Raw genomic sequence first — 19,983 nt, 5'->3', positions numbered from 1 at the left:
GGCGCTTCGCCGGGCTACCCCTCCGAGGGGACTGGCTGGTGCGCTGATGTGGCGACTGATATGCACCCTCTCCCTTTCAGGGAGAGGGTTGGGGTGAGGGTGCAACACAGTGCTAAAAGGCGAGTGTAACCCCTTACTCCGCACTCACCTTATCAAACTCTTCGCACCCGGTATCAAACCCTTCCGTACAGCTCAGGTTCAACCACTGTAGCGCTTTCTGTTTATTTGGCACGATAAAGCCTTTCTCGCCGTTCAAGAACATCATCCCGGCCCAGTACTCGGCGTAGCCGGTACGCGACAACGTGGAGCTGTTTTTGAAAGCATCCGTCGCTTTTTCATCATCTTCCTTTACCCCGACGCCGTTGGCGTAAATCAGCCCCATCAGCATTTGCGCATCAACCGCAAAATCGCTTTCGGCGTTCATGGAGGCCTGCTGGAGGAGGGTAATGGCTCGCGGATAGTCGGTCTCTCCCGACTGACTGTTAATCAGGATACGTGCCAGAATTACTTCCCCGGCCCGACTGCCGGCTTTCACGGCTTTTTCCGCCAGAATTTTGGCCGCAGGAAAATCGAGGTTTACCGGATTGGTAATTTTAATCTGCGCCAGCAGTGCATAGGCGTCAGCATCGCCGCCGTCAGCGGATTTCTGTGCCCAAAACTCTGCTTTACCCAAATCACGGGAGCTAAACCAGGTATCGGCCAGATAGTACTGCGCGCGAGCGTCGCCCGCTTCTGCGGCTTTCTGATACTGGCTGCCCGGCTCTTCCGCGTGTACGGATAAGGCAATCAACCAGAGTAATGCAAAAATTCGTTTCATCTTATTATGTGGGTAGTCGAGGAAGAGGGCAGTATAAAGAGAAAACGAGGATAAAAAAACGCCCCCGAAATGGGGGCGTTGAGACAGACGGCTAAGTAGCCCGGACGAGGTGCGTCAGCACCGACTCCGGGGCGTCCCCAGCGTCCGCTTAGCCCATCGCGCTTTCGCGCAGACTGGCCTTCAGCTTGCTGTACTCATCAATGACATACTGCTCGGCGGCCTGTTGATCGGCAATGCGTTCTACGTTCACAGCACAGTACTTGTACTCAGGTGTTTTGGTAATCGGGCTTAAGTTCTCGGTCACCAGCTCATTACATGCCCCAATCCACCACTGGTAGGTCATGTAAATCGCACCTTTGTTCGGACGATCGCTCACGGCGGCACGGGTGATGACACGGCCTTTGCGGGAATTCACCCACACCAGCGCTTCATCTTCAATACCTAAACGCGCGGCGTCGGCGGTGTTGATCTGGGCATAGCCCGGTTCATCCGCCAGTGCTGCCAGCGCCGCACAGTTACCGGTCATCGAACGGCAAGAGTAGTGGCCGACTTCGCGAACCGTCGACAGCACCATCGGGAACTCGTCGGTGAGTTTGTCGATAGGCGCAACCCAGTCGCAGGTAAAGAACTGCGCCAGACCGTTCGGAGTGTCGAACTTCTCTTTGAAGAGATAAGACGTCCCCTGGTCTTCGTCAGACTCATCGCGGCACGGCCACATCACATAGCCCAGTTCGCCCATTTTGTCGTAGGTGGCACCGTAGAAATCAGGGCACAGACCGCGCAACTCGTCCCAGATCTCCTGGGTGTTGTTGTAGTGCATCTGGTAGCCCATACGGGTGGCGATTTCACTGATAATCTGCCAGTCCGTTTTCAGGTCCCACTTCGGCTCAACGGCCTTAAAGAAGCGCTGGAAACCACGGTCAGCGGCGGTAAAGACGCCTTCATGCTCGCCCCACGACGTAGACGGTAAAATAACGTCTGCGGCGGCAGCGGTTTTGGTCATGAAGATATCCTGGACGATAACCAGTTCCAGATCTTCGAAGCCTTTACGCACTGCGGAAAGTTCAGCATCGGTCTGTAACGGATCTTCACCCATGATGTACGCCGCGCGCACTTCGCCATGCGCCGCACGGTGCGGCAGCTCGCTGATGCGATAGCCGGTGTGTGCTGGCAGGCTTTCTACGCCCCAAGCTTTTGCAAACTTCTCGCGGTTTTCCGGGAACTTCACGTACTGATAGCCCGGATAGGTGTCCGGCAGCGCGCCCATATCGCAAGCACCCTGAACGTTGTTCTGGCCGCGAACCGGGTTAACACCGACGCTTGGCTTACCGAGGTTGCCGGTCAGCATCGCGAGGCTGGTCAGTGAACGCACGGTTTCCACACCCTGGTAGAACTGGGTCACACCCATGCCCCACAGGATAGCCGCGCTTTTTGCCGCCGCATACATACGGGCTGCCTGACGGATTTCCTGCGCGCTCACGCCGGTAATCGCTTCGACAGACTCCGGCGTATAGCCTTCGACAATCTTACGGTACTCTTCATAACCTTCAGTACGCGCGGCAACGAACGCTTTGTCGTACAGGTTTTCTTCAATAATGACGTGGCCCATGGCGTTGAGCAGCGCGATATTCGAGCCGTTTTTCAACGCGATGTGCATGTCGGCAATGCGCGCAGTTTCAATCTTACGCGGATCGCAGACGATGATTTTCGCCCCGTTACGTTTAGCGTTAATGACGTGATTCGCCACGATAGGGTGGGAATCCGCCGGGTTGTACCCGAAAATAAACACTAAATCGGTGTTATCAATTTCGTTAATCGCATTACTCATTGCGCCGTTACCGACCGATTGGTGCAGACCTGCAACCGAAGGGCCGTGTCAGACGCGAGCGCAGCAGTCAACGTTATTGGTACCAATAACGGCGCGCGCAAATTTCTGCATTACATAGTTGGTTTCATTACCCGTTCCGCGTGAGGAACCGGTAGTCTGAATAGCATCAGGACCGTATTTCGCTTTGATCGCGCTCAGGCGGTCAGCAACGTAATTTAGCGCTTCATCCCAGGATACGGATTCCAGTTTGCCGCCGCGCTGGCGACGGATCATTGGGGTCTTAAGGCGTGGGGTCAGGATCTGGGTATCGTTAATGAAGTCCCAGCCATAATAGCCCTTCAGACACAGGGTACCCTGATTGGTTTTCCCCTGCGCCGCCTCAGCCCGGACGATTTTACCGTTATCGACCACCAGGTTAATTTTGCAACCTGATGCGCAATACGGGCAAACCGTGACGACTTTTTTCATCGGTCTCGCTCCAGTTAATCAAATCGCGCATACGCGCTGTCGCCCTTAGTATGCATCTTTTATGCCACTTTTTTATTGTGGGCATTCCCTGATATTACGGGTGAATTTTGGTCAAAACCCTGACGAAAAACAGGCTGTCGTCATATTTGACGTGTCGAAAGGAATAATGGGATGACATTTAAACGGTAGCTCGGCTTTGCTGCGATGCCGGGGTTTTGCACCGAGTTTCCCCGGCGGCGCATTCGCTTGGCCGGGCTACCGTCTCGTAGGCCTGAAAGCTGCGCGCCATCCGGCCTACTGGTGATAGCCGCCGCCCAACGATTTAATGAGCTGAATGCTTTGAATCACGCGCTGGCTGTCGAGCACCAGCAGCGACATCTGCTCGGCAAGCACCGGCAGTTGGGCTTCGGTGGCCTGAAGTCGGCTGCCGAGGCCACGTTTAAACGCGGCTTCGGCGGCGCTTTGGCTATAGCGCGTGGCGTCGACGCGTTCTGCCTGGAGGGCTCGTTCATCGTCCAGCGTTTGCAAACGAGTACCGTTAATCGCTACGTCACGCACCGCATTCAATACCGACTGGTTATAGCGCTCAATCAGCATGTTGCTGGTGGCACGGCTGTTTTTCAGATTGGCATTCAGGCGACCACCGTCGAACAGCGGCAGGCGTAAACCGGGAATGACGTTAATCTGGCGACTGGTGCTTTTAAACAACGTGTCGATGTGGATGGAGTCGAGGCCAAAGAAGACTTTCAGGTCAAAGCTTGGGTAGAACAGCGCGCGTGCGGCATCTACCTGATCCAGCGATGCTTGTACGTACCAGCGCATTGCTTGTAGATCCGGACGACGGGCCAGCAGGTTATAAGAAAGCGTAGCTGGAATGCCCGTTTGTACCTTCGGTAGCGCCACCGGTTTAATTTCTGGCATCCCATCTGCACCTGCGCCCATCAGCGCACGTAGCGACTCGCGCGTTTCTTTGATTTGCCCCTTCACGGCGGCTATCTGTTTATCGACCGCCAGTACCTGCGCGCGCGCGCCGTGGTACGGCACTTTCGCTTCCAGACCATGGGTGACTTTACTCTGATGCGCCTGCACGGCGTAATCAATCACCACGCGGGTTTGCTCAAGCAGACTCTGCATCTGGAAGCTTGCCTGCATACTGTAGTAAAGCTGCGCCACCCCGGTGGAGAGCGCCAGTTCTACCGCCGCGGTTTCCGCCAGTGCGGCGTTATGCGCGCCAATTGCCGCCTCGACCGCAGAGCGGTGCGCGCCCCATAAATCGAGATCCAGTCCAGCGACCAGGCCGACGGTGGCTTCAGTGTAATAGGGGCCGTCCATCCCTAAGCGTGGCGCATCCAGCGCATAAGGCCCGAGGAAGCCGTTGGCGGAGGCTCGTTGACGGTTGATCATCCCCAGTGCCGCCATCTGGAGCTTCGACCCGCCCTCCAGTAGTTCGGCCAGTGACTGGGCTTTCTCTTCGCGCAGCTTCGCTTCGGCAAGCGTGTGGGAACCGGACAAAGTTTTTTCAATCAGCGCGCTGAGCTGTGGATCGTTAAACTGCCGCCACCATTGCGCTTGTGGCCACCCCTGGCTGGCGAGGTGAATATCGCTCGCCAGCTTGATTTGTGCCGGTTGCAGCTGCGCGTGTGGCGCGGAATCATTGCGGATCAGCGCGCAGCCGGAGAGCGCCGTTGTGCTGCCGAGCAGGCCGCAGAGAATTAAGCGGGATAAGTTACGGGTCATTGAGATGTGGCTCCTTGCGCCTGTTCCCCGGCGGCAGTGTGGGCCGGATGATTCCAGTCGGGTAAACGGGCTATCTGCTGCATCACGCACTGCGCTTGTTCAGATAAGGTTGATGATGTGTCACGGTCAGACGGCGTGTTGTTGCTGGCAAGACCCGCCGCGTAGTGCTCAAGCGTCTCGGCGAGCGGGGGCTCCGGTTGGGTGAGGCCATCGCAGTGGTAGAGGATCTCGCGCCCGTGATGAATAACGCCATCGCTACGAGCCAGTAGCTGGCTGCGTTCATCATCATTGAGCTGAAGCTCCAGCGCCACGCGTTCGCGCATCTCTTCACAAGCGTTGAAAGCAGCGTGACAGCCAATGCGTAGCTGAAGGTAGGTTCGCTGCATGGCGGGATCGTGCTGAGGGAGACGCAGCAGTTTTCCAAGGGTACTCAGCGCGCCCGCCAGTTTCTGCGGCAGGGCCGAGGCTTCGCTTTCCGGCCAGATAAAGGTGTAGACCACTGCGGAAACGGCAGTACCGATCAGAATACCAACCGCACGATCGCGGATCTCAACCAGATCGTACACCGGGCCAAAAGCATTCTCGAGGGTGGCCAGCGCGAAGGTGACGATCATCTGTGTGCCGATATACGACGATCGCTCCGATCCGGTGGCGATCCACGCGCCCAGCAGAAGCAGCCGTGCCAGCACGCACAGCAGTTCAACAATATTATCTATCCACGGAATAACGAAAATAGTCATGAGAAGCGCCAGGACTGCGCCGCACACCGCGCCGCCAAAACGCAGCGCCATTTTTTGCCAGGATGCGCCAATGCTGGGGTTAGCGACGATAATGCAAGTCAGCATACAGGTATGAATGCCTTCCCAGTCGGTGCCGGAGTAGAAAACGTAGCAAATCATGCAGGCCAGCAGCGTTTTCAGGGCGTAGCGGATATAGACGGGATTGCTGAAAGCGTCCGGCACCATCGAAGGCTGTTTAGCGGCGGGGGCAGGCGGCGTATCCGGATCCATCTGCCCAAGCCGATGCAGGTGTTCACAGAGGTTTTCCAGCCCACACTCGCGGGCAGCGGCGCGCTCGTCGGCACTCAGTTGCCATGTGCTTTGCCAGGGTGTGGCGTCGGCAATCGCGTGTTGCAACGACGCAATTTCACGCTGGATTTTATGTACCAGTTCTGGATGCCGCGAGGCGGCGTCGGTGACGTAGCGATTCAGCGTAGTGTACAGATAGGTGACGGTCATGACGCAGGTTTGCCACCAGGCGCTGCGCGCTTTCCAGTCGGCATCATCTGCCATACAGAAAACATTGAGCTTTTGCAGCGCCAGCACTTCGCGTTCGACGTACTTTTCCGCCAGCGGTGTGGTAGTGGTGGTCAGATGGCTTAGCGCATCATCAAGCCTTGCGCACAGCGCATCCTGCATTTGCTTTCCGGCGCGGCTTGGGAACCAGAGTACACCGATTAACACCATCAGCAGCGAAGGATACAGCCCCACCACAATACACCACAGCGTGAGGCGAACGACGATTTCCGGATAATCAATCATCGCCGGGAAGGTTTGACCATAGACGGCGATAATAGCGACAGCGAAAAACAGCAGCCCCAGCTTGTAAGTACGCATCATAAACATACAGCCGAGGACGATCAGGCTGGCAATGATCATACGGATCAACGGGTAGCTGTAAGACCATTTATAGATCAGCACCATGCTGCCGATTTCCATCACCGTGGCAACCACAAACAGAATGGCGACAAATTTGGTGTAAAAGGCATTCGACTGTACGCCATAGAACAGCACCGCCAATGAGATCGCCATAAACGGGATCTCAAAGGTCATGGAGATAATCACCACCAGCAGACAGCCCACCCACAGCTGGAGGGTTTGTGGCACTCGCACGGGGCGTTTTTCGCTTAACTCCTCACGGAAAAACGCCAACAGCCTGACCAGCGGGAGCGGCAGGTAATTGAGCGCGTTCATTATTGCGACTCAAGCGTGGCAACCGCCGATGCGCCGATACGGAACATGTCGGCATCCGGTTTATCGACCACAATTTTTACCGGGAAACGCTGAGCGACACGCACCCAGTTAATCGAACGTGAGACACGCGGCAGGCCGCCAAGCACCATGCCGCCATCGTCCGGCAGCACGCCGTAGCCGATAGAATCGACTTTGCCGTTAAAGGTTTTGCCGCTGTCGCTCATCAGATGAAGGGTAACAGGGGTCCCGGCGTGGATATTTTTCAGCTCGGTTTCGCGGAAATTGGCAATAACGTACCAGTGACGGGTATCAATCAGGGTAAAGATCGGCTTCATCGCGGAAGCAAACTGGCCAATGGAGGTTTTTAGCGACACCACGCGACCGTCGAACGGCGCGCGCACCGTTGCCATTTCAAGATGCAGTCGGGTCAGGGCGATATCGGCCTGGATAGCGACGCGCTGAGCGACCAGCGCATCTACGCCGCTAACGGCAGTGGCGGCCTGTTGTGCCTGCAACAATGCCGCGTTGAGATCGGCTTCACTGGCGCGCTGTGCGGTGCGGGCACGATCAACGTCTTCCGCCGAGACAAATCCCTGCGAGAGCAGCGGGGCCGTGCGGTTTAACGTACTGCTGGCCTGTTTGGCGGCGGCGCGGGCTTTGGCGACGGTGGCTTCAACGGAATTCGCAGCCAGTTTTTGCGCATCCACGGTACGTTGGGTCAGCATGATCTGTTGATCGAGGGCAGTCAGCATCGCCTGGGCTTTCGCAAGATTCGCCTCATATGGGCGAGGGTCGATACGGAACAGCAGGTCACCTTGCTTCACCTGTTGGTTATCGGTGACGGCCAGTTCAATTATGCGTCCACTGACTTCCGGGACGACATCAATGGTGTCGGCAGATGCATAGGCATCGCTGGTGGACGGGGCGCTATCGACACGCCAGATGACAAATATCATCACCACAAGGGCAAGAATAACCAGAGCCAGGGCGGGCACTTTGTTACGAGGAGCTTTTTTCTGCGAGCTTTCCATGGGCGCATCTCAATGTGAGTTAAAAAAATACCAGCCAGAACAGCATGGAGTAGAGTGCAAAGAGGGCGGTATAAATAACCCCTGCAAATGACGGCGATGTATATTTTCGCAGGATCACCCGCCGGGTGATGAGCGTCAGAATGACGCCGGCAATCATGCAGAAAAGCCAGCTAGGGTAATAAGCGCCAATAACGGGGATCGCCGGGGGCAGTGAGCACCCGGTGAGAGACGCGGCGAGTAGCAGACCGCTAATTTTTTTTAGCTGCATCACAAACCTGGATTTAATTATTTGCATATTAAAATACATCCTGTGTATTGCGAACAATATCCGGGTGAATGTAAAAGAGAATAAGGAGTACCAGTATGGCTATTTTTGTTGATGAGAAAAATAGCGTTGTGAAGAAACCGCATTCATAACTTATTTGTTTATTTTATTTTAAGCATTGGGTTATCAATTATATGAATGTGATCGTGAGTGTTAATTAAAATAAAAATTAAGAGATCTGTAATAGGTTTTGGTTTATTTCCTGATTTTATGGGGGGTAAATTTTTATAATGATAATATCAATGAATAATATTTAGATAACACATATAGTGAACGTGCGTGTTTTGCACATTCTGAATTGAGATTCCTCCGCTACACGACTTAGACTCGCTCGCCTAACCTACAGCCAGCCCCCTTGATGAGACTGGCTCTATGAAACGTTATCTGAGTGCTTTTATTTTCGGTGTTGTATCGCTGACCAGCCAGCTAGCCCATGCGGACATTATCGACGACGCGATCGGCAATATTCAGCAGGCGGTCAACGACGCCTATAACCCAGGCAACGATCGTGAGGATAACGATCGTTCGTGGGACGATCGCGGCAGTTCGCCAAGCAGCCAGCAATATAACGACAGACGCCGTCAGTTAGACGATCGCCGTCGACAGATTGATGACCGTCAGCGTCAGCTCGATCAGGAGCGTCGTCAAATTGAAGATGAAGAACGCAGGCTGGAAGAGGATTACGACCGCTAATCCAGCGTAATTTCTAGCCCGTCATAGCCCGCTTCGATTCCTGCGGGGAGCAGGTGATGCATCATCCATTCATCAAACTGGTGGCTGATGTGGGTCAGAATCACTCGGGGGCAGCGGATTCGTTCGTTTAGCGCCTGAATGGTGGCTAAATCACTGTGGTTACGCGGAGTATGTTCTTGCGGGGCATGGCTGCAATCAATCACCATCACCTGCGGGCGATTGCTGCTTAAAAAGGTGAGCGTTTTTTCCGGCAACCCGGCGGTGTCGGAAAGCCACGCGACGCGGCTGTGCGGCGTCTCCAGCAGATAACCGAAGGTCAGTTTTGAATGTTGCAGCGGTACGGGCGTTACCTGCAATCCCTGCAAATCAAAAACCACAAACGGTTCAACGGTGTGGCTGAAATCCAGCAGGCCGGGATGTTTGAATAGATCGTCACAACCTTGCTCATCCGGTGGGCCGTAGACCGGCACCTTTTCGCCCACGCCCCAGCGTAGCGGAAACAGCCCTTGTACATGATCCATATGATAATGCGTGAGCAAAAACTGCTGGAAAGAGCCGGCAGGCCAGCGCTCAGTGAGATCGTGCAGCCCTGCATCAAGCAGCGTAACGGCATCATTGAATTTGACCACACCGCTACAGGCCTGACGGCGAAACTGCGGCGCCCGCCTGGCACGTGTGCAGGCGGGGCAGTGGCATCCCCAGGCGGGGACACCCTGTGCGCCGCCGGTACCGCTAAGCGTGAGGGTTAAGCTCATAGTGCTTTGGTAAAGCGGACGTGGCTGGGCGCGTAGCCTTCGCGCTGATAGAAACGGTGGGCATCAAGCCGTTTGGTGCTGGTCGACAGTTCGGTCATCTCGGCTCCCGCTTCACGCGCCGTCTCTTCCGCCCATGCCAGCAGCAAGCTACCGACTTTTGATCCGCGAGCCTTTGGCATCACCACCAGTTCCTGAATCTCGCCTATCCAGTTGGCGTGATGCAGATGAAACTGCAAATGCAGGCTTATCATGCCAACAACATACCCCTCCAGCAGCGCCAACTGATAATGCAGATTCTTGTCCTGCAGATTGGCAGCGAAGCCGGTGTAAAAGGCATCGCGGTCGAATTCGGCCTGTTTTAACTCGCACATTAACGCGTAGACGTCGTCGACGTCTTCAAAGGTGGCATGGCGCAGTTCACGCTCAGGCATGGCTTTTCTCCTTTCGTCCCATCAGGGCCAGCAGTGTATCCACCGACTGTAGCAGACTTCCGTCGTTATTGAGCGTGTGGCACTCCGTTGGCGTGTAGCGTGCGGCACGTTCCAGACGAGCGGCGATCTCGACGCCGTTTTCACGGCCGCGAGTCTGCAAGCGCTCGCGCAAAATCCCGGGCGACACCTGTAAACAGACCGGCAGCAGCGCCTCAGCGTAGCGGGCTTTTGCCTGCTGCAGATGGGCGCGGGAGCCGTTAACCACCACGTCGAAGCCGCCGTGCAGCCAGAGGTCAATCTCCACGCCCACGCCGTAGTACAGCCCGTTGGCGTGCCAGCTTAACGCCAGCAGATTGCGCCCGGCACGGGTGAAAAACTCCTGCTCACTCAGAGCGATATGGTTTTCACAGCCAGCGGTGGCCGGACGGGTGATATAGCGATGCGCGACCAGCAGATCGCTGTGTTCCTGCAGGCGGAGTACCTCCAGCAGGCTATCTTTCCCGGAGCCTGACGGCCCCATTAACCAGACAAGTTTTCCCCTCATCAGAACACCCTTTTTCCCTGACGCCAGACGTGGTCGATATGAACGTGATCGCCTTTGCGGTGCGCCAGCACCAGGTCGGCCCGTTTGCCCTCACCAATCACCCCACGGTCGTGCAGACTCAGCGCCCGTGCCGGGTTTCGCGTCACCAGATTCACCGCCTGTGACAGCGTAAAAGCATTGTTCTCGTCATCTGCCACGCGGAACGCGGCATCCAGCAAGCTGGCTGGGTAGTAGTCGGAAGAGAGAATATCCAGCAGCCCCAGTTCGGCGAGTTGATGCGCCGCCACGTTGCCGGAGTGCGAGCCGCCACGCACGATATTGGGCGCGCCCATCAGCACGTTCATGCCGTGGCGACGCGAGGCTTCTGCGGCTTCAAAGGTGGTGGGGAACTCGGCAATCACGCTGCCTAAGAGATGTGATTCAACCACGTGATCGTGCGTGGCATCATCGTGGCTGGCGAGCGCGATTTGCCGCTCGCGGCACAGCCCTGCTATGGCGGTACGGTTGGGCTGAGACCAGCGTGCTGCAAGCTGAAGCTGTTCTGCTTCATACTGCTGCATCTGTGCATCGGTAAGTGAGTACTTACCTTGATAATATTCCCGGTACTTCTCGCGGTTGGCGAACTGACGCTGGCCCGGCGAATGATCCATCAATGATACCAGCGACACCGGGTCGCGGCTGACCAGTTTTTCAAACAGCGGCAGCGTGGTGTGGTGCGGAAGTTCGCAACGCAGATGCAGGCGGTGTTCGGCGCGGTTGAGTCCGCGCTTTTGCGTCTCTTCCACGGCGTTAATCATCTTCTCCAGATTTTCCAGACGGTCGCCGCCATCGCGCACATCGCCAATCGCCACCGCATCCAGCACGGTGGTGATACCGCTGGCGACCATCAGCGCGTCGTGGCTGCTCATCGCCGAATGGGCAGGCCAGTCAACCTTTGGACGCGGGGTGAAGAATTTATCCAGATTATCGGTATGCAGCTCAATCAGCCCCGGCAGCAGCCAGCCGCCTTCGCCGTCCATTGCTTGTGGAAGGCGACTCTGACTGTCGGCAAAGGCACGGATTTCACCGTCCTGCACCTCAAGCGAGCCATGAACCACATCGTTATCGAGCACCAGTTTGACGTTATTGATAATCATGCAGGAATACCCATTGGATGAAGGCGGTCGGCGACCTGGTTGCGGACGACTTCGTCGTGAAAAATGCCGACGATGGCCGCACCGTGGGCTTTGGCTTCGTTAATCAGACTGACAACCGCCGCGCTGTTTTTGGCATCCAGCGAGGCAGTGGGTTCGTCGAGCAGCAAAATCGGGTAGTCGACGATAAAGCCACGGGCGATGTTGACGCGCTGTTGTTCGCCGCCGGAAAAGGTTGATGGGGCAAGGTGCCATAAATGTTCAGGGACATTCAGGCGGGTCAGCAGCCTGGCGGCTTTGGCGGCACAGGCTTCACGCGGTACGCCGGTGTTGAGCAGCGGCTGCATCACCACGTCGAGCGTGGAAATGCGCGGGATGACGCGCAGGAACTGACTCACCCAGCCGACGGTGGTTTTGCGCACTTCCACCACTTTGCGCGCCGGGGCGCAGACTAAATCCACCCATTCGCCGCCGTGTTTAATGTGGATATGCCCTTCGTCCGGCAGATAGTTGGCGTACAGCGAGCGCAGCAGGGTGGATTTCCCACTGCCTGAGTGGCCGTGCAGCACCACGCATTCACCGGCCTTGACCGTAAGCGAGGCATCGCGCAGTACCGGGAGCTGGACGCCGTTTTGTTGGTGCAGAACGAAGGTTTTACTGACGTTTTCAACGCGGATCACGTTCATTTTTTGCCTCTTTAAGCATTTGTGCTTCCCCGGCGGCGCTGCGCTTGGCCGGGCTACTCCGAATCTGTAGCCCGGCCAAGCGCAGCGCCGCCGGGAACGGCACGAGGGTTAATTCTGCAACACCGACGACACCAACAACTGCGTGTACGGATGATGCGGATCGTCGAGTACCCGGTCGGTTAACCCACTTTCCACCACCTGACCTTGCTTCATCACCAGCAACCGGTCAGCTAGCAGGCGCGCGACGCCCAAATCATGGGTGACAATCACCACCGCCAGGTTCAGCTCCACCACCAGGCTGCGCAGCAGGTCGAGCAGGCGTGCCTGCACCGACACGTCCAGCCCGCCGGTTGGCTCGTCCATAAACACCAGCTTCGGATGGGTCACCAGGTTGCGGGCAATCTGCAAACGCTGCTGCATTCCGCCGGAGAATGTGGTCGGCAGGTCATCAATACGCGAGGCTGGAATTTCGACCTCTTCCAGCCAGCGCTGGGCGGTAGCGCGAATATCACCATAGTGCCGCGCGCCGGTCGCCATCAGCCGTTCGCCGATATTACCGCCCGCAGACACCTGACGGCGCAGGCCGTCCATTGGATGCTGATGCACCACGCCCCATTCGGTGCGTAACAGGCGACGACGCTCGGCCTCGCTCATGGCATACAGCGAACTGTCCTGATAGCGGATTACGCCTTCCTGCGGCGTCAGCCGTGCGGAAATAGACTTCAGCAACGTGGTTTTGCCGGAACCGGACTCGCCCACGATCCCCAGCACCTCGCCCGGCCACAAATCAAAGGAGACATCGCTAAACCCCTTCCCCGGCGCATACAGATGGGTCAGGCGGTCAACGGAGAGTAATGGTTGAGTCATGCTTTTTTTGCCTCGCTCTGTTGGCGGCAGTAGTCGGTATCGGAGCAGACAAACATCCGGTTGCCGCTATCATCCAGTACCACTTCATCAAGATAGCTATGGGTCGATCCGCAGATGGCGCACGGCTCGTCCCAGCGCTGCACGGTAAACGGATGGTCGTCGAAATCGAGACTCTCTACGCGGGTATACGGCGGTACGGCGTAGATGCGTTTTTCGCGCCCGGCGCCAAACAACTGAAGCGCGGGCATCATGTCCATCTTCGGGTTATCAAATTTCGGGATCGGCGACGGGTCCATCACATAGCGGTCGTTGACCTTCACCGGATAGGCGTAGGTGGTGGCGATATGGCCGAAGCGGGCGATATCTTCATACAGCTTCACCTGCATCACGCCGTACTCTTCCAGCGCGTGCATGGTGCGGGTTTCGGTTTCACGCGGCTCGATAAAGCGCAGCGGTTCAGGGATCGGTACCTGGAAGATAAGGATCTGATCCTCAACCAGCGGTGTTTCCGGGATCCGATGGCGGGTCTGAATAAGCGTCGCGTCACAGGTCGCGTCGGTGGTGTGAACGCCGGTCACGCGCTGGAAGAAGTTGCGGATCGACACGGCGTTGGTGGTGTCATCCGCGCCCTGATCGATGACTTTCAGCACGTCAGATTCGCCGATCACGCTAGCAGTTAGTTGGATCCCACCGGTGCCCCAGCCGTAAGGCATCGGCATTTCACGGCCGCCGAACGGCACCTGATAGCCGGGGATCGCCACCGCTTTCATGATCGCGCGACGAATCATGCGCTTGGTCTGCTCATCAAGATAGGCAAAGTTATAGCCGCTGAGATTAGCCATGGTTCTGCTCCCGTTGCAGGCGTTTTAACAGTTCCAGTTCGGCCTGGAAATCGACGTAGTGAGGGAGTTTGAGGTGCGAGACAAAGCCTGCGGCCTCAACGTTGTCAGCGTGCGCCAGCACGAACTCTTCATCCTGTGCCGGGCCGATAGCATGCTCGCCGTATTCCGGGGCCTGTAACGCGCGGTCGATCAACGCCATCGCCATCGCTTTGCGCTCGCTCATGCCGAACACCAGGCCGTAGCCACGGGTGAAGTGCGGCGGTGCGTCCGCGGGGTCGACGAAACCGTTGACCATTTCGCACTCGGTCATCAGCAGTTCGCCGACGTTCACCGCAAAACCCAGCTCCTCAGGCACAATTTCCACGTCGAGATAGCCACTGCGAATTTCCCCGGCAAACGGGTGATTACGTCCGTAGCCGCGCTGGGTGGAGTAGGCCAGCGCCAGCAGATAGCCCTCATCGCCGCGCATTAGCTGTTGCAAGCGGGACGAGCGTGAGCACGGGTAAACCGGTGGCGTGCGGGTAATGTCGTCAGGCAGGGTGCCGTGGTAGGCTTCGGCGTTTGCCAGACCCTGATTTTCCAGCAAGCTGAACACATGCGGCGCGGGCGCGTGCTCGCCGTCTTCGGTTTTCAGCGCTGGGGCTTCACCGTTTGCCAGCAGTGTGAAATCCAGCAGACGGTGAGTGTAATCGTAGGTGGGGCCAAGCAGTTGCCCGCCAGGCACATCTTTGTAGACCGCAGAGATACGCCGCTCAAGGCGCATTTTACGGGTGTCGAGCGGCTCGCTTACCGCCAGCTTTGGCAGCGTGGTACGGTAGGCGCGCAGCAGAAAAATAGCTTCGACGTTATCGCCGCTGGCCTGCTTTAACGCCAGTGCCGCCAGTTCGCGGTCGGCAATGCCGCCTTCGGTCATCACCCGGTCAACTGCCAGATTCAGCTGGTTTTCTATCTGGGCGACGGAGAGTTCCGGTAGCGCGGTATCGCCCCGGCGTCGGCTTTCCTGGAGCTGGTGAGCGGCTTCAATCGCCTTCTCGCCCCCTTTGACGGCAACGTACATATCAGCAAACCTCTACGTGAGTGGTGCGCGGAATGGCTAACAGCCGCTCGCCGCAGGTGAGGATCAGATCGACACCGAGCGGGAACGGGTGCGGGCGTTCGGTCAATTCATGCAGGATGCAGTCCGGTAGCTGCGGGGCGATCATCCGTTCCTCGGCGATGCCCGCACCGGTCAGACGCAACATGCGGCCACCGCTGAGGCTGGCGACCTGGACTATCAGCGTGGCGCTGGTTTCCGGCGCAACGGCGCTGCCGGCGCACAGCGCGTCGAGTTGCTCACGGCTGATGGTGTCATTGGATACTGCGAAAGTGGCCTGCTGCGGCTGTTCCACCAGCGGTGCGTTGGTGTGAAAACGCAGGCTCTGGCTGACGATATCGTTATGCAGCGCGCCTGCCAGCCACACCGGCGTGTCGTTATCGGCGAGCGTCAGCAGCACGCTGGTGGTGGCGACGTTCAGCGGCTGCCAGCCATGTTTGAGTTGATGCAGTGCGACAATCACGCCCGGCTCGCTCATCGCTTTTAACAGGCGACGAAAGCTGTGCTGGGCATCCTGCACGGGAAATGAAAAAGCGGTTTCCAGGGTCATGCGTTATCTCCGCGAACCAGCGTAAAGAAGTCGACCCGGCTGGCGTTGATTTCAGCCTGACGCGCGGCAATGCGTGCCGTGCGGTCGGCTTCCAGCGGGGTAATCAGGGTTTCAAGTAAGGTTTGATAGTGAGTCGGCTGCTGGAGTAGGGCATCGAGCAGCGCGCAGCGTTCGGCATGCGATTTGTCGCGTCCGAGGATCCAGCTGTAGCCCAGCGTGCCGTCGCCGAGGCGCACGGCAGCGCGGGTCAAGGTGGCGTCACCGGCAAAAAAACGATCGCCAATGCCGCCCATTCGGCCCTGAAGCTGAGCCAGTCCGGTTTCTGGCGCACGAATGACGTCGTATTCGGCGGTGATATTCAGGGCGACCATTTTTTCTGCGAGGCTTGCGGGATCGCTATGGGACAGCACCGACATCCAGTGCTGACGGTGAGCAATAGTGGCGTGCATTCAGTGCTCCATAATAAATTCAATCATGTCGGCGCGAGTCAGGCTGACGGAGTACTCCATCACCTGATCATCGCCTTCACGGTGGTTCAGGGTGCGCACGCACAGAAGCGGCGCCATGTTGGGGATTTCCAGCCGCTGGCTCTCTTTGGCCTGCGCCCGGCGTGCGCTGATACGGGTCTGGCTGCGTTTGAGCGCAATACCGGACTGTTCGCGCAGGAAGTCATGCAGTGAACCGCTGCTGAAACTTTGCAGTTGCGGCCACAGGGTGAGGTCAGCAAAGTAGTGGTCGATAAGGCACAGCGCCACGCCGTTGACCCGGCGCAGGGTGCGCAGGTGGATAACGTTGTCGCCCTCGGTAATCCCCAGCGCGTCGGCGATATGCCCGGAGGCCGGACGCAGCACCGACAGCAGCTTCTCGCTGGTGGGATGGCTGCCCTGATCGAGCAGGTTCTGGCTAAAGCGTGCCTGTGCATTGAGCGGGTAGTCGAACGGGCGCATCAGCACCAGTACGCCGATGCCTTGACGGCGCTGCACCCAGCCTTTTTCGACCAACTGGTCGATAGCGCGGCGCAGGGTGTGACGGTTCACTTCAAAGCGCGCCGCCAGCTGATGCTCGGCGGGCAGATAGTCGCCGCAGCGGTAGTTCTGACGCAGCTCTTGTTCCAGGTGAGCGGCAATCTCTTGATAACGTGTGGGATAACTGGTCGGATGTGTAGACAGGTGCATAGTCAACAAGACCTCGCTAATCAGATAAAGTGCTTACGCAAACGCTGTGATAGAAAATCCAGCAGGCTGACGGTGACGATGATAAGCACCATCAATGCGCAGGTTTGCTGGAATTGAAAGCCGCGAATCGCTTCCCATAACGTCACGCCAATCCCGCCTGCGCCCACCATGCCGACCACCGTGGCGGAGCGGACGTTGGACTCAAAACGGTACAGCGAATAGGAGATTAAAAGCGGCATCACCTGCGGCAGGACGCCGTAGATAATTTCTTCAATTTTGTTGGCGCCGGTGGCGCGAATCCCTTCAACCGGGCCGGGTTCAATGGCTTCTACTGCTTCAGACAGCAGCTTAGACAGTACCCCGGTGGTATGGATGAACAGCGCCATCACCCCGGCGAATGGGCCTAAACCGACGGCGACGACGAACAGCATGGCGAAAACCATTTCGTTAATGGCGCGGCAGGCGTCCATCAGGCGGCGCATCGGTTGGTAAACCCACCACGGCACCAGATTTTCGGCGCTCATCAGGCCAAAGGGAATGGAGAGAACGACGGCGAGAGCAGTACCCCAGACGGCGATTTGCAGGGTTACGGCCATCTCTTTGAGGTAGTCCTGCCACTGGCTAAAGTCCGGCGGGAAGAAGTCGGCGGCGAAGGTCGCCATGTTGCCCGCGTCGGTGAACAGGGTTACCGGATTCATTTCCGCCCCTTCCCAGGAGACGACGAGCACCGCGAGCAGGATGGCCCAGCTGATCAGCGAGAACCAGCTGCGCTTGGGTGGGGGAACGGTAATGGTATGTTGCATGGTTTGGCTCCGTGGTTCCTGAGTTCCCTCTCCTCTATGGGGAGAGGGTTAGAGTGAGGGGGCGGCTCCGTGCCGATTTTCCCTCACCCCGGCCCTCTCCCAGAGGGAGAGGGGGAAAAGATCACTGCACTGCTTTGGTTCCTGAGTTCCCTCTCCCTTATGGGGAGAGGGTTAGGGTGAGGGGGCGGCTCCGTACCGATTTTCCCTCACCCCGGCCCTCTCCCAGAGGGAGAGGGGGAATGATCACTGCACTGCTTTGGTTCCTGAGTTCCCTCTCCCTTATGGGGAGAGGGTTAGGGTGAGGGGGCGGCTCCGTACCGATTTTCCCTCACCCCGGCCCTCTCCCAGAGGGAGAGGGGGGAAAAGATCACTGCACTGCTTTGCTCACGGACGTCATCGCACCAATCGCCGCCGTCGTGCGGTCAAGGTCGTTCAACCGCGCCTGGATATCGGCGGTCTTCGTGGCCTTTTCGCCCTCGTTCAGCGTGCTGTTGCCCTTCACCGTCTGCATCTCTTTAAACAGCGTCAGCTGACGAATCGGCAGCAACTGCAGGTCGCTGGAGGCGCGGAACGGTGCCCAGCCCAAACGTTCCAGCACCGCTTTTTCTTCCGGCGTTTTGCCGTAGCCCATAAAGAATTTGTAGATCTTGTCCTTGGTCTCTTCGGACAGATTCTTACGCCACACAATCGGGTCGCCCGGGATCAGAGGGGATTTCCAGATAACCTTCAGCGCTTTCAATTTCTCTGGTGCGGAAGTCTTCAGCTTGTCGAGGTTTTCGGTGTTATTGGTCGCCACATCGACCTGCTTATTAGCAACCGCCAGCGCGTTGGTTTCGTGACTGGCGTTGACCGTGCGTTTGAAGTCGCTGGCGGAGATATTGTTTTTGGCGAAGACGTAGTAACCCGGGACGAGGAAACCTGAGGTGGAGTTCGGGTCGCCGTTGCCGAAAGTGAGTTCTTTGCGTTTGGCGAGCAGGTCGTTAAGGTTATTGATTGGGCTGTCTTTGTTGACGATCAGCACACTCCAGTAACCCGGGGAGCCGTCGGCGGCGACGGTCTGGGCAAACACCTGGCCGTTAGCACGATCCACCGCTTCCATCGCCGAGAGGTTGCCGTACCAGGCGATATCCACTTTATTAAAACGCATGCCCTGGATGATCCCGGCATAGTCTGGCGCGAAGAAGGCGTTAACCTTTACACCCAGCGACTTTTCCATGTCCTTCAGGAACGGTTCCCATTGCGGCTTTAAATTCTGCTGTGATTCCGTCGAAATAATGCCGAAGTTCAGCGCTTTTTCCTGCTCTTCGGCGTGTGCCGGGGCAAACAGGGTGCTGAGGCTAAACAGGCTGGTAAAGGCCAGCGCGGCAACCGTTTTATAGCTCATTTCCATTCCTCAATCGTGGGGAGTCAGGCAGCCTGCGCGTTCTCTTCGACGCGGTTAATGCTGCGGTAGAGATGGTCAAAACGTTCGTTATCAAACTGTTGGCTGCTACCGTCGTAGAACACATGTCCCTGACGCAGCGCGACGATGCGTTCGCAGTAGCGCAGCGCATAGTCGACCTGGTGCAGCGTCACCACCACGGTGATGCCATCGGTCTGGTTGATGTCGCGCAGGGTGTCCATCACGATGCGCGCTGATTCCGGGTCCAGTGAGGCAATCGGTTCATCGGCCAGAATCACCTTCGCCTGCTGCATCAGCGCCCGGGCAATTGCCACGCGCTGCTGCTGGCCGCCGGAGAGAGTTGAAACACGCTGGTGGGCCATGTGTGCCATACCCACGCGGGTCAATGCCTGCAATGCTCGCTGCTTTTGCTCGCGGCTGAACCAGTTAAAACAGGTACGCCAGAACGGCGTGCTGCCGAGCGCGCCAATCAACACGTTCTCCAGCACGCTCAGGCGGTTGACCAGGTTGAACTGCTGGAAGATGTAGCCAGTGTGGGCGCGGCTTTTGCGAATATCGCGTGCCAGACGGCCTGCCTTTTGCACCGTCTTGCCCAATAACTCGACGTGGCACTCCGGCGTTTTATCGCCAACAATCAGGCCGCTCAGATGGCGTAAGAGGGTGGATTTGCCAGAACCGGACGGCCCAAGCAGAGCGACCATCTCACCGGCGTGTACGTTCAGGTCGATGGCGTGCAGCACCTGATGCTGATTGAACGTCTTGTTGAGCTTTTCAACGCGAATGATCGTTTGCATGCTGGAACCCCTTCAAAAAAGTGGCTCCATCGTGGC

The 19,983-nt window shown here is 57.4% G+C and carries 21 protein-coding genes; 1 reads left to right on the top strand and 20 read right to left on the bottom strand.

The features are described from left to right. Positions 1-133: 133 nt before the first annotated feature. The 6 genes from U0026_RS20945 to U0026_RS20920 all read right to left on the bottom strand — a co-directional run bounded on the left by U0026_RS20945 (position 134) and on the right by U0026_RS20920 (position 8,149). Positions 134-817 carry a tetratricopeptide repeat protein gene (locus U0026_RS20945; RefSeq protein ID WP_062778079.1) on the bottom strand — a complete coding sequence of 228 codons (684 nt, stop codon included), beginning with the start codon at positions 815-817 and terminating at the stop codon, positions 134-136. A 148-nt stretch (positions 818-965) separates the two neighbouring features. Continuing rightward, on the bottom strand, positions 966-3,113 hold the full coding sequence (fdhF, locus tag U0026_RS20940) for a formate dehydrogenase subunit alpha (protein WP_082806333.1): 2,148 nt from the start codon (positions 3,111-3,113) through the stop codon (positions 966-968). A 294-nt stretch (positions 3,114-3,407) separates the two neighbouring features. Continuing rightward, a complete protein-coding gene (locus U0026_RS20935; RefSeq protein WP_062778083.1) occupies positions 3,408-4,850 on the bottom strand; it encodes an MdtP family multidrug efflux transporter outer membrane subunit in 1,443 nt (480 codons plus the stop codon). Further along, positions 4,847-6,823: a multidrug efflux transporter permease subunit MdtO gene (gene mdtO / locus U0026_RS20930; protein WP_062778084.1), complete on the bottom strand. Its 1,977-nt coding sequence runs from the start codon at positions 6,821-6,823 to the stop codon at positions 4,847-4,849. The genes U0026_RS20935 and mdtO overlap by 4 nt, the downstream gene beginning before the upstream one ends. Continuing rightward, positions 6,823-7,854 carry a multidrug transporter subunit MdtN gene (gene mdtN / locus U0026_RS20925; protein ID WP_062778086.1) on the bottom strand — a complete coding sequence of 344 codons (1,032 nt, stop codon included), beginning with the start codon at positions 7,852-7,854 and terminating at the stop codon, positions 6,823-6,825. The genes mdtO and mdtN overlap by 1 nt, the downstream gene beginning before the upstream one ends. A 19-nt stretch (positions 7,855-7,873) precedes the next feature. Further along, positions 7,874-8,149: a YtcA family lipoprotein gene (locus U0026_RS20920; RefSeq protein ID WP_062778088.1), complete on the bottom strand. Its 276-nt coding sequence runs from the start codon at positions 8,147-8,149 to the stop codon at positions 7,874-7,876. 402 nt (positions 8,150-8,551) lie between these two features. Between U0026_RS20920 and yjdP the strand changes: the two genes are divergently transcribed. Further along, entirely contained in the window at positions 8,552-8,872 is a 321-nt protein-coding gene (yjdP, locus tag U0026_RS20915) for a DDRRRQL repeat protein YjdP (RefSeq protein ID WP_062778090.1), read from the top strand. On the opposite strand, the gene phnP is transcribed toward yjdP, so the two are convergent. The 14 genes from phnP to phnC form a co-directional block, all read right to left on the bottom strand. Then, positions 8,869-9,627 (bottom strand): phosphonate metabolism protein PhnP, encoded by a 759-nt coding sequence (gene phnP, locus U0026_RS20910; RefSeq protein WP_062778091.1) that lies wholly within the window; start codon positions 9,625-9,627, stop codon positions 8,869-8,871. The two genes, yjdP and phnP, sit on opposite strands and share 4 nt — an antisense overlap. Beyond that, positions 9,624-10,058 carry an aminoalkylphosphonate N-acetyltransferase gene (gene phnO / locus U0026_RS20905; protein WP_062778093.1) on the bottom strand — a complete coding sequence of 145 codons (435 nt, stop codon included), beginning with the start codon at positions 10,056-10,058 and terminating at the stop codon, positions 9,624-9,626. The genes phnP and phnO overlap by 4 nt, the downstream gene beginning before the upstream one ends. Further along, entirely contained in the window at positions 10,051-10,602 is a 552-nt protein-coding gene (gene phnN, locus U0026_RS20900) for a ribose 1,5-bisphosphokinase (protein ID WP_062778095.1), read from the bottom strand. Before phnN ends, phnO begins: the two co-directional genes overlap by 8 nt. Beyond that, the gene (gene phnM, locus U0026_RS20895) at positions 10,602-11,738 is read right to left on the bottom strand and encodes an alpha-D-ribose 1-methylphosphonate 5-triphosphate diphosphatase (RefSeq protein ID WP_062778097.1); all 1,137 of its coding nucleotides are present in this window, start codon (positions 11,736-11,738) and stop codon (positions 10,602-10,604) included. Before phnM ends, phnN begins: the two co-directional genes overlap by 1 nt. Beyond that, the gene (gene phnL / locus U0026_RS20890; RefSeq protein WP_062778114.1) at positions 11,735-12,415 is read right to left on the bottom strand and encodes a phosphonate C-P lyase system protein PhnL; all 681 of its coding nucleotides are present in this window, start codon (positions 12,413-12,415) and stop codon (positions 11,735-11,737) included. The genes phnM and phnL overlap by 4 nt, the downstream gene beginning before the upstream one ends. A 114-nt stretch (positions 12,416-12,529) precedes the next feature. Then, on the bottom strand, positions 12,530-13,288 hold the full coding sequence (gene phnK, locus U0026_RS20885) for a phosphonate C-P lyase system protein PhnK (RefSeq protein WP_062778099.1): 759 nt from the start codon (positions 13,286-13,288) through the stop codon (positions 12,530-12,532). Then, on the bottom strand, positions 13,285-14,130 hold the full coding sequence (phnJ, locus tag U0026_RS20880) for an alpha-D-ribose 1-methylphosphonate 5-phosphate C-P-lyase PhnJ (RefSeq protein ID WP_062778101.1): 846 nt from the start codon (positions 14,128-14,130) through the stop codon (positions 13,285-13,287). Before phnJ ends, phnK begins: the two co-directional genes overlap by 4 nt. Continuing rightward, positions 14,123-15,187 carry a carbon-phosphorus lyase complex subunit gene (locus U0026_RS20875; RefSeq protein WP_062778103.1) on the bottom strand — a complete coding sequence of 355 codons (1,065 nt, stop codon included), beginning with the start codon at positions 15,185-15,187 and terminating at the stop codon, positions 14,123-14,125. Before U0026_RS20875 ends, phnJ begins: the two co-directional genes overlap by 8 nt. A 1-nt stretch (position 15,188) precedes the next feature. Then, the gene (phnH, locus tag U0026_RS20870; RefSeq protein ID WP_062778105.1) at positions 15,189-15,773 is read right to left on the bottom strand and encodes a phosphonate C-P lyase system protein PhnH; all 585 of its coding nucleotides are present in this window, start codon (positions 15,771-15,773) and stop codon (positions 15,189-15,191) included. Further along, a complete protein-coding gene (gene phnG / locus U0026_RS20865) occupies positions 15,770-16,222 on the bottom strand; it encodes a phosphonate C-P lyase system protein PhnG (protein ID WP_062778107.1) in 453 nt (150 codons plus the stop codon). Before phnG ends, phnH begins: the two co-directional genes overlap by 4 nt. Beyond that, entirely contained in the window at positions 16,223-16,948 is a 726-nt protein-coding gene (gene phnF, locus U0026_RS20860; RefSeq protein WP_062778109.1) for a phosphonate metabolism transcriptional regulator PhnF, read from the bottom strand. A 20-nt stretch (positions 16,949-16,968) separates the two neighbouring features. Continuing rightward, positions 16,969-17,751, bottom strand: a complete 783-nt coding sequence (gene phnE / locus U0026_RS20855) for a phosphonate ABC transporter, permease protein PhnE (protein WP_062778110.1) — start codon at positions 17,749-17,751, stop codon at positions 16,969-16,971. Positions 17,752-18,118: 367 nt separating this feature from the next. Then, entirely contained in the window at positions 18,119-19,135 is a 1,017-nt protein-coding gene (gene phnD, locus U0026_RS20850) for a phosphonate ABC transporter substrate-binding protein (protein ID WP_153743843.1), read from the bottom strand. A gap of 23 nt (positions 19,136-19,158) precedes the next feature. Then, on the bottom strand, positions 19,159-19,947 hold the full coding sequence (gene phnC, locus U0026_RS20845) for a phosphonate ABC transporter ATP-binding protein (RefSeq protein WP_062779011.1): 789 nt from the start codon (positions 19,945-19,947) through the stop codon (positions 19,159-19,161). Positions 19,948-19,983 lie beyond the last annotated feature (36 nt).

Source organism: Kluyvera intermedia (assembly GCF_034424175.1).
Taxonomy (GTDB): Bacteria; Pseudomonadota; Gammaproteobacteria; order Enterobacterales; family Enterobacteriaceae; genus Kluyvera; species Kluyvera intermedia.
This window is presented reverse-complemented; position numbering and strand designations above follow the sequence as displayed.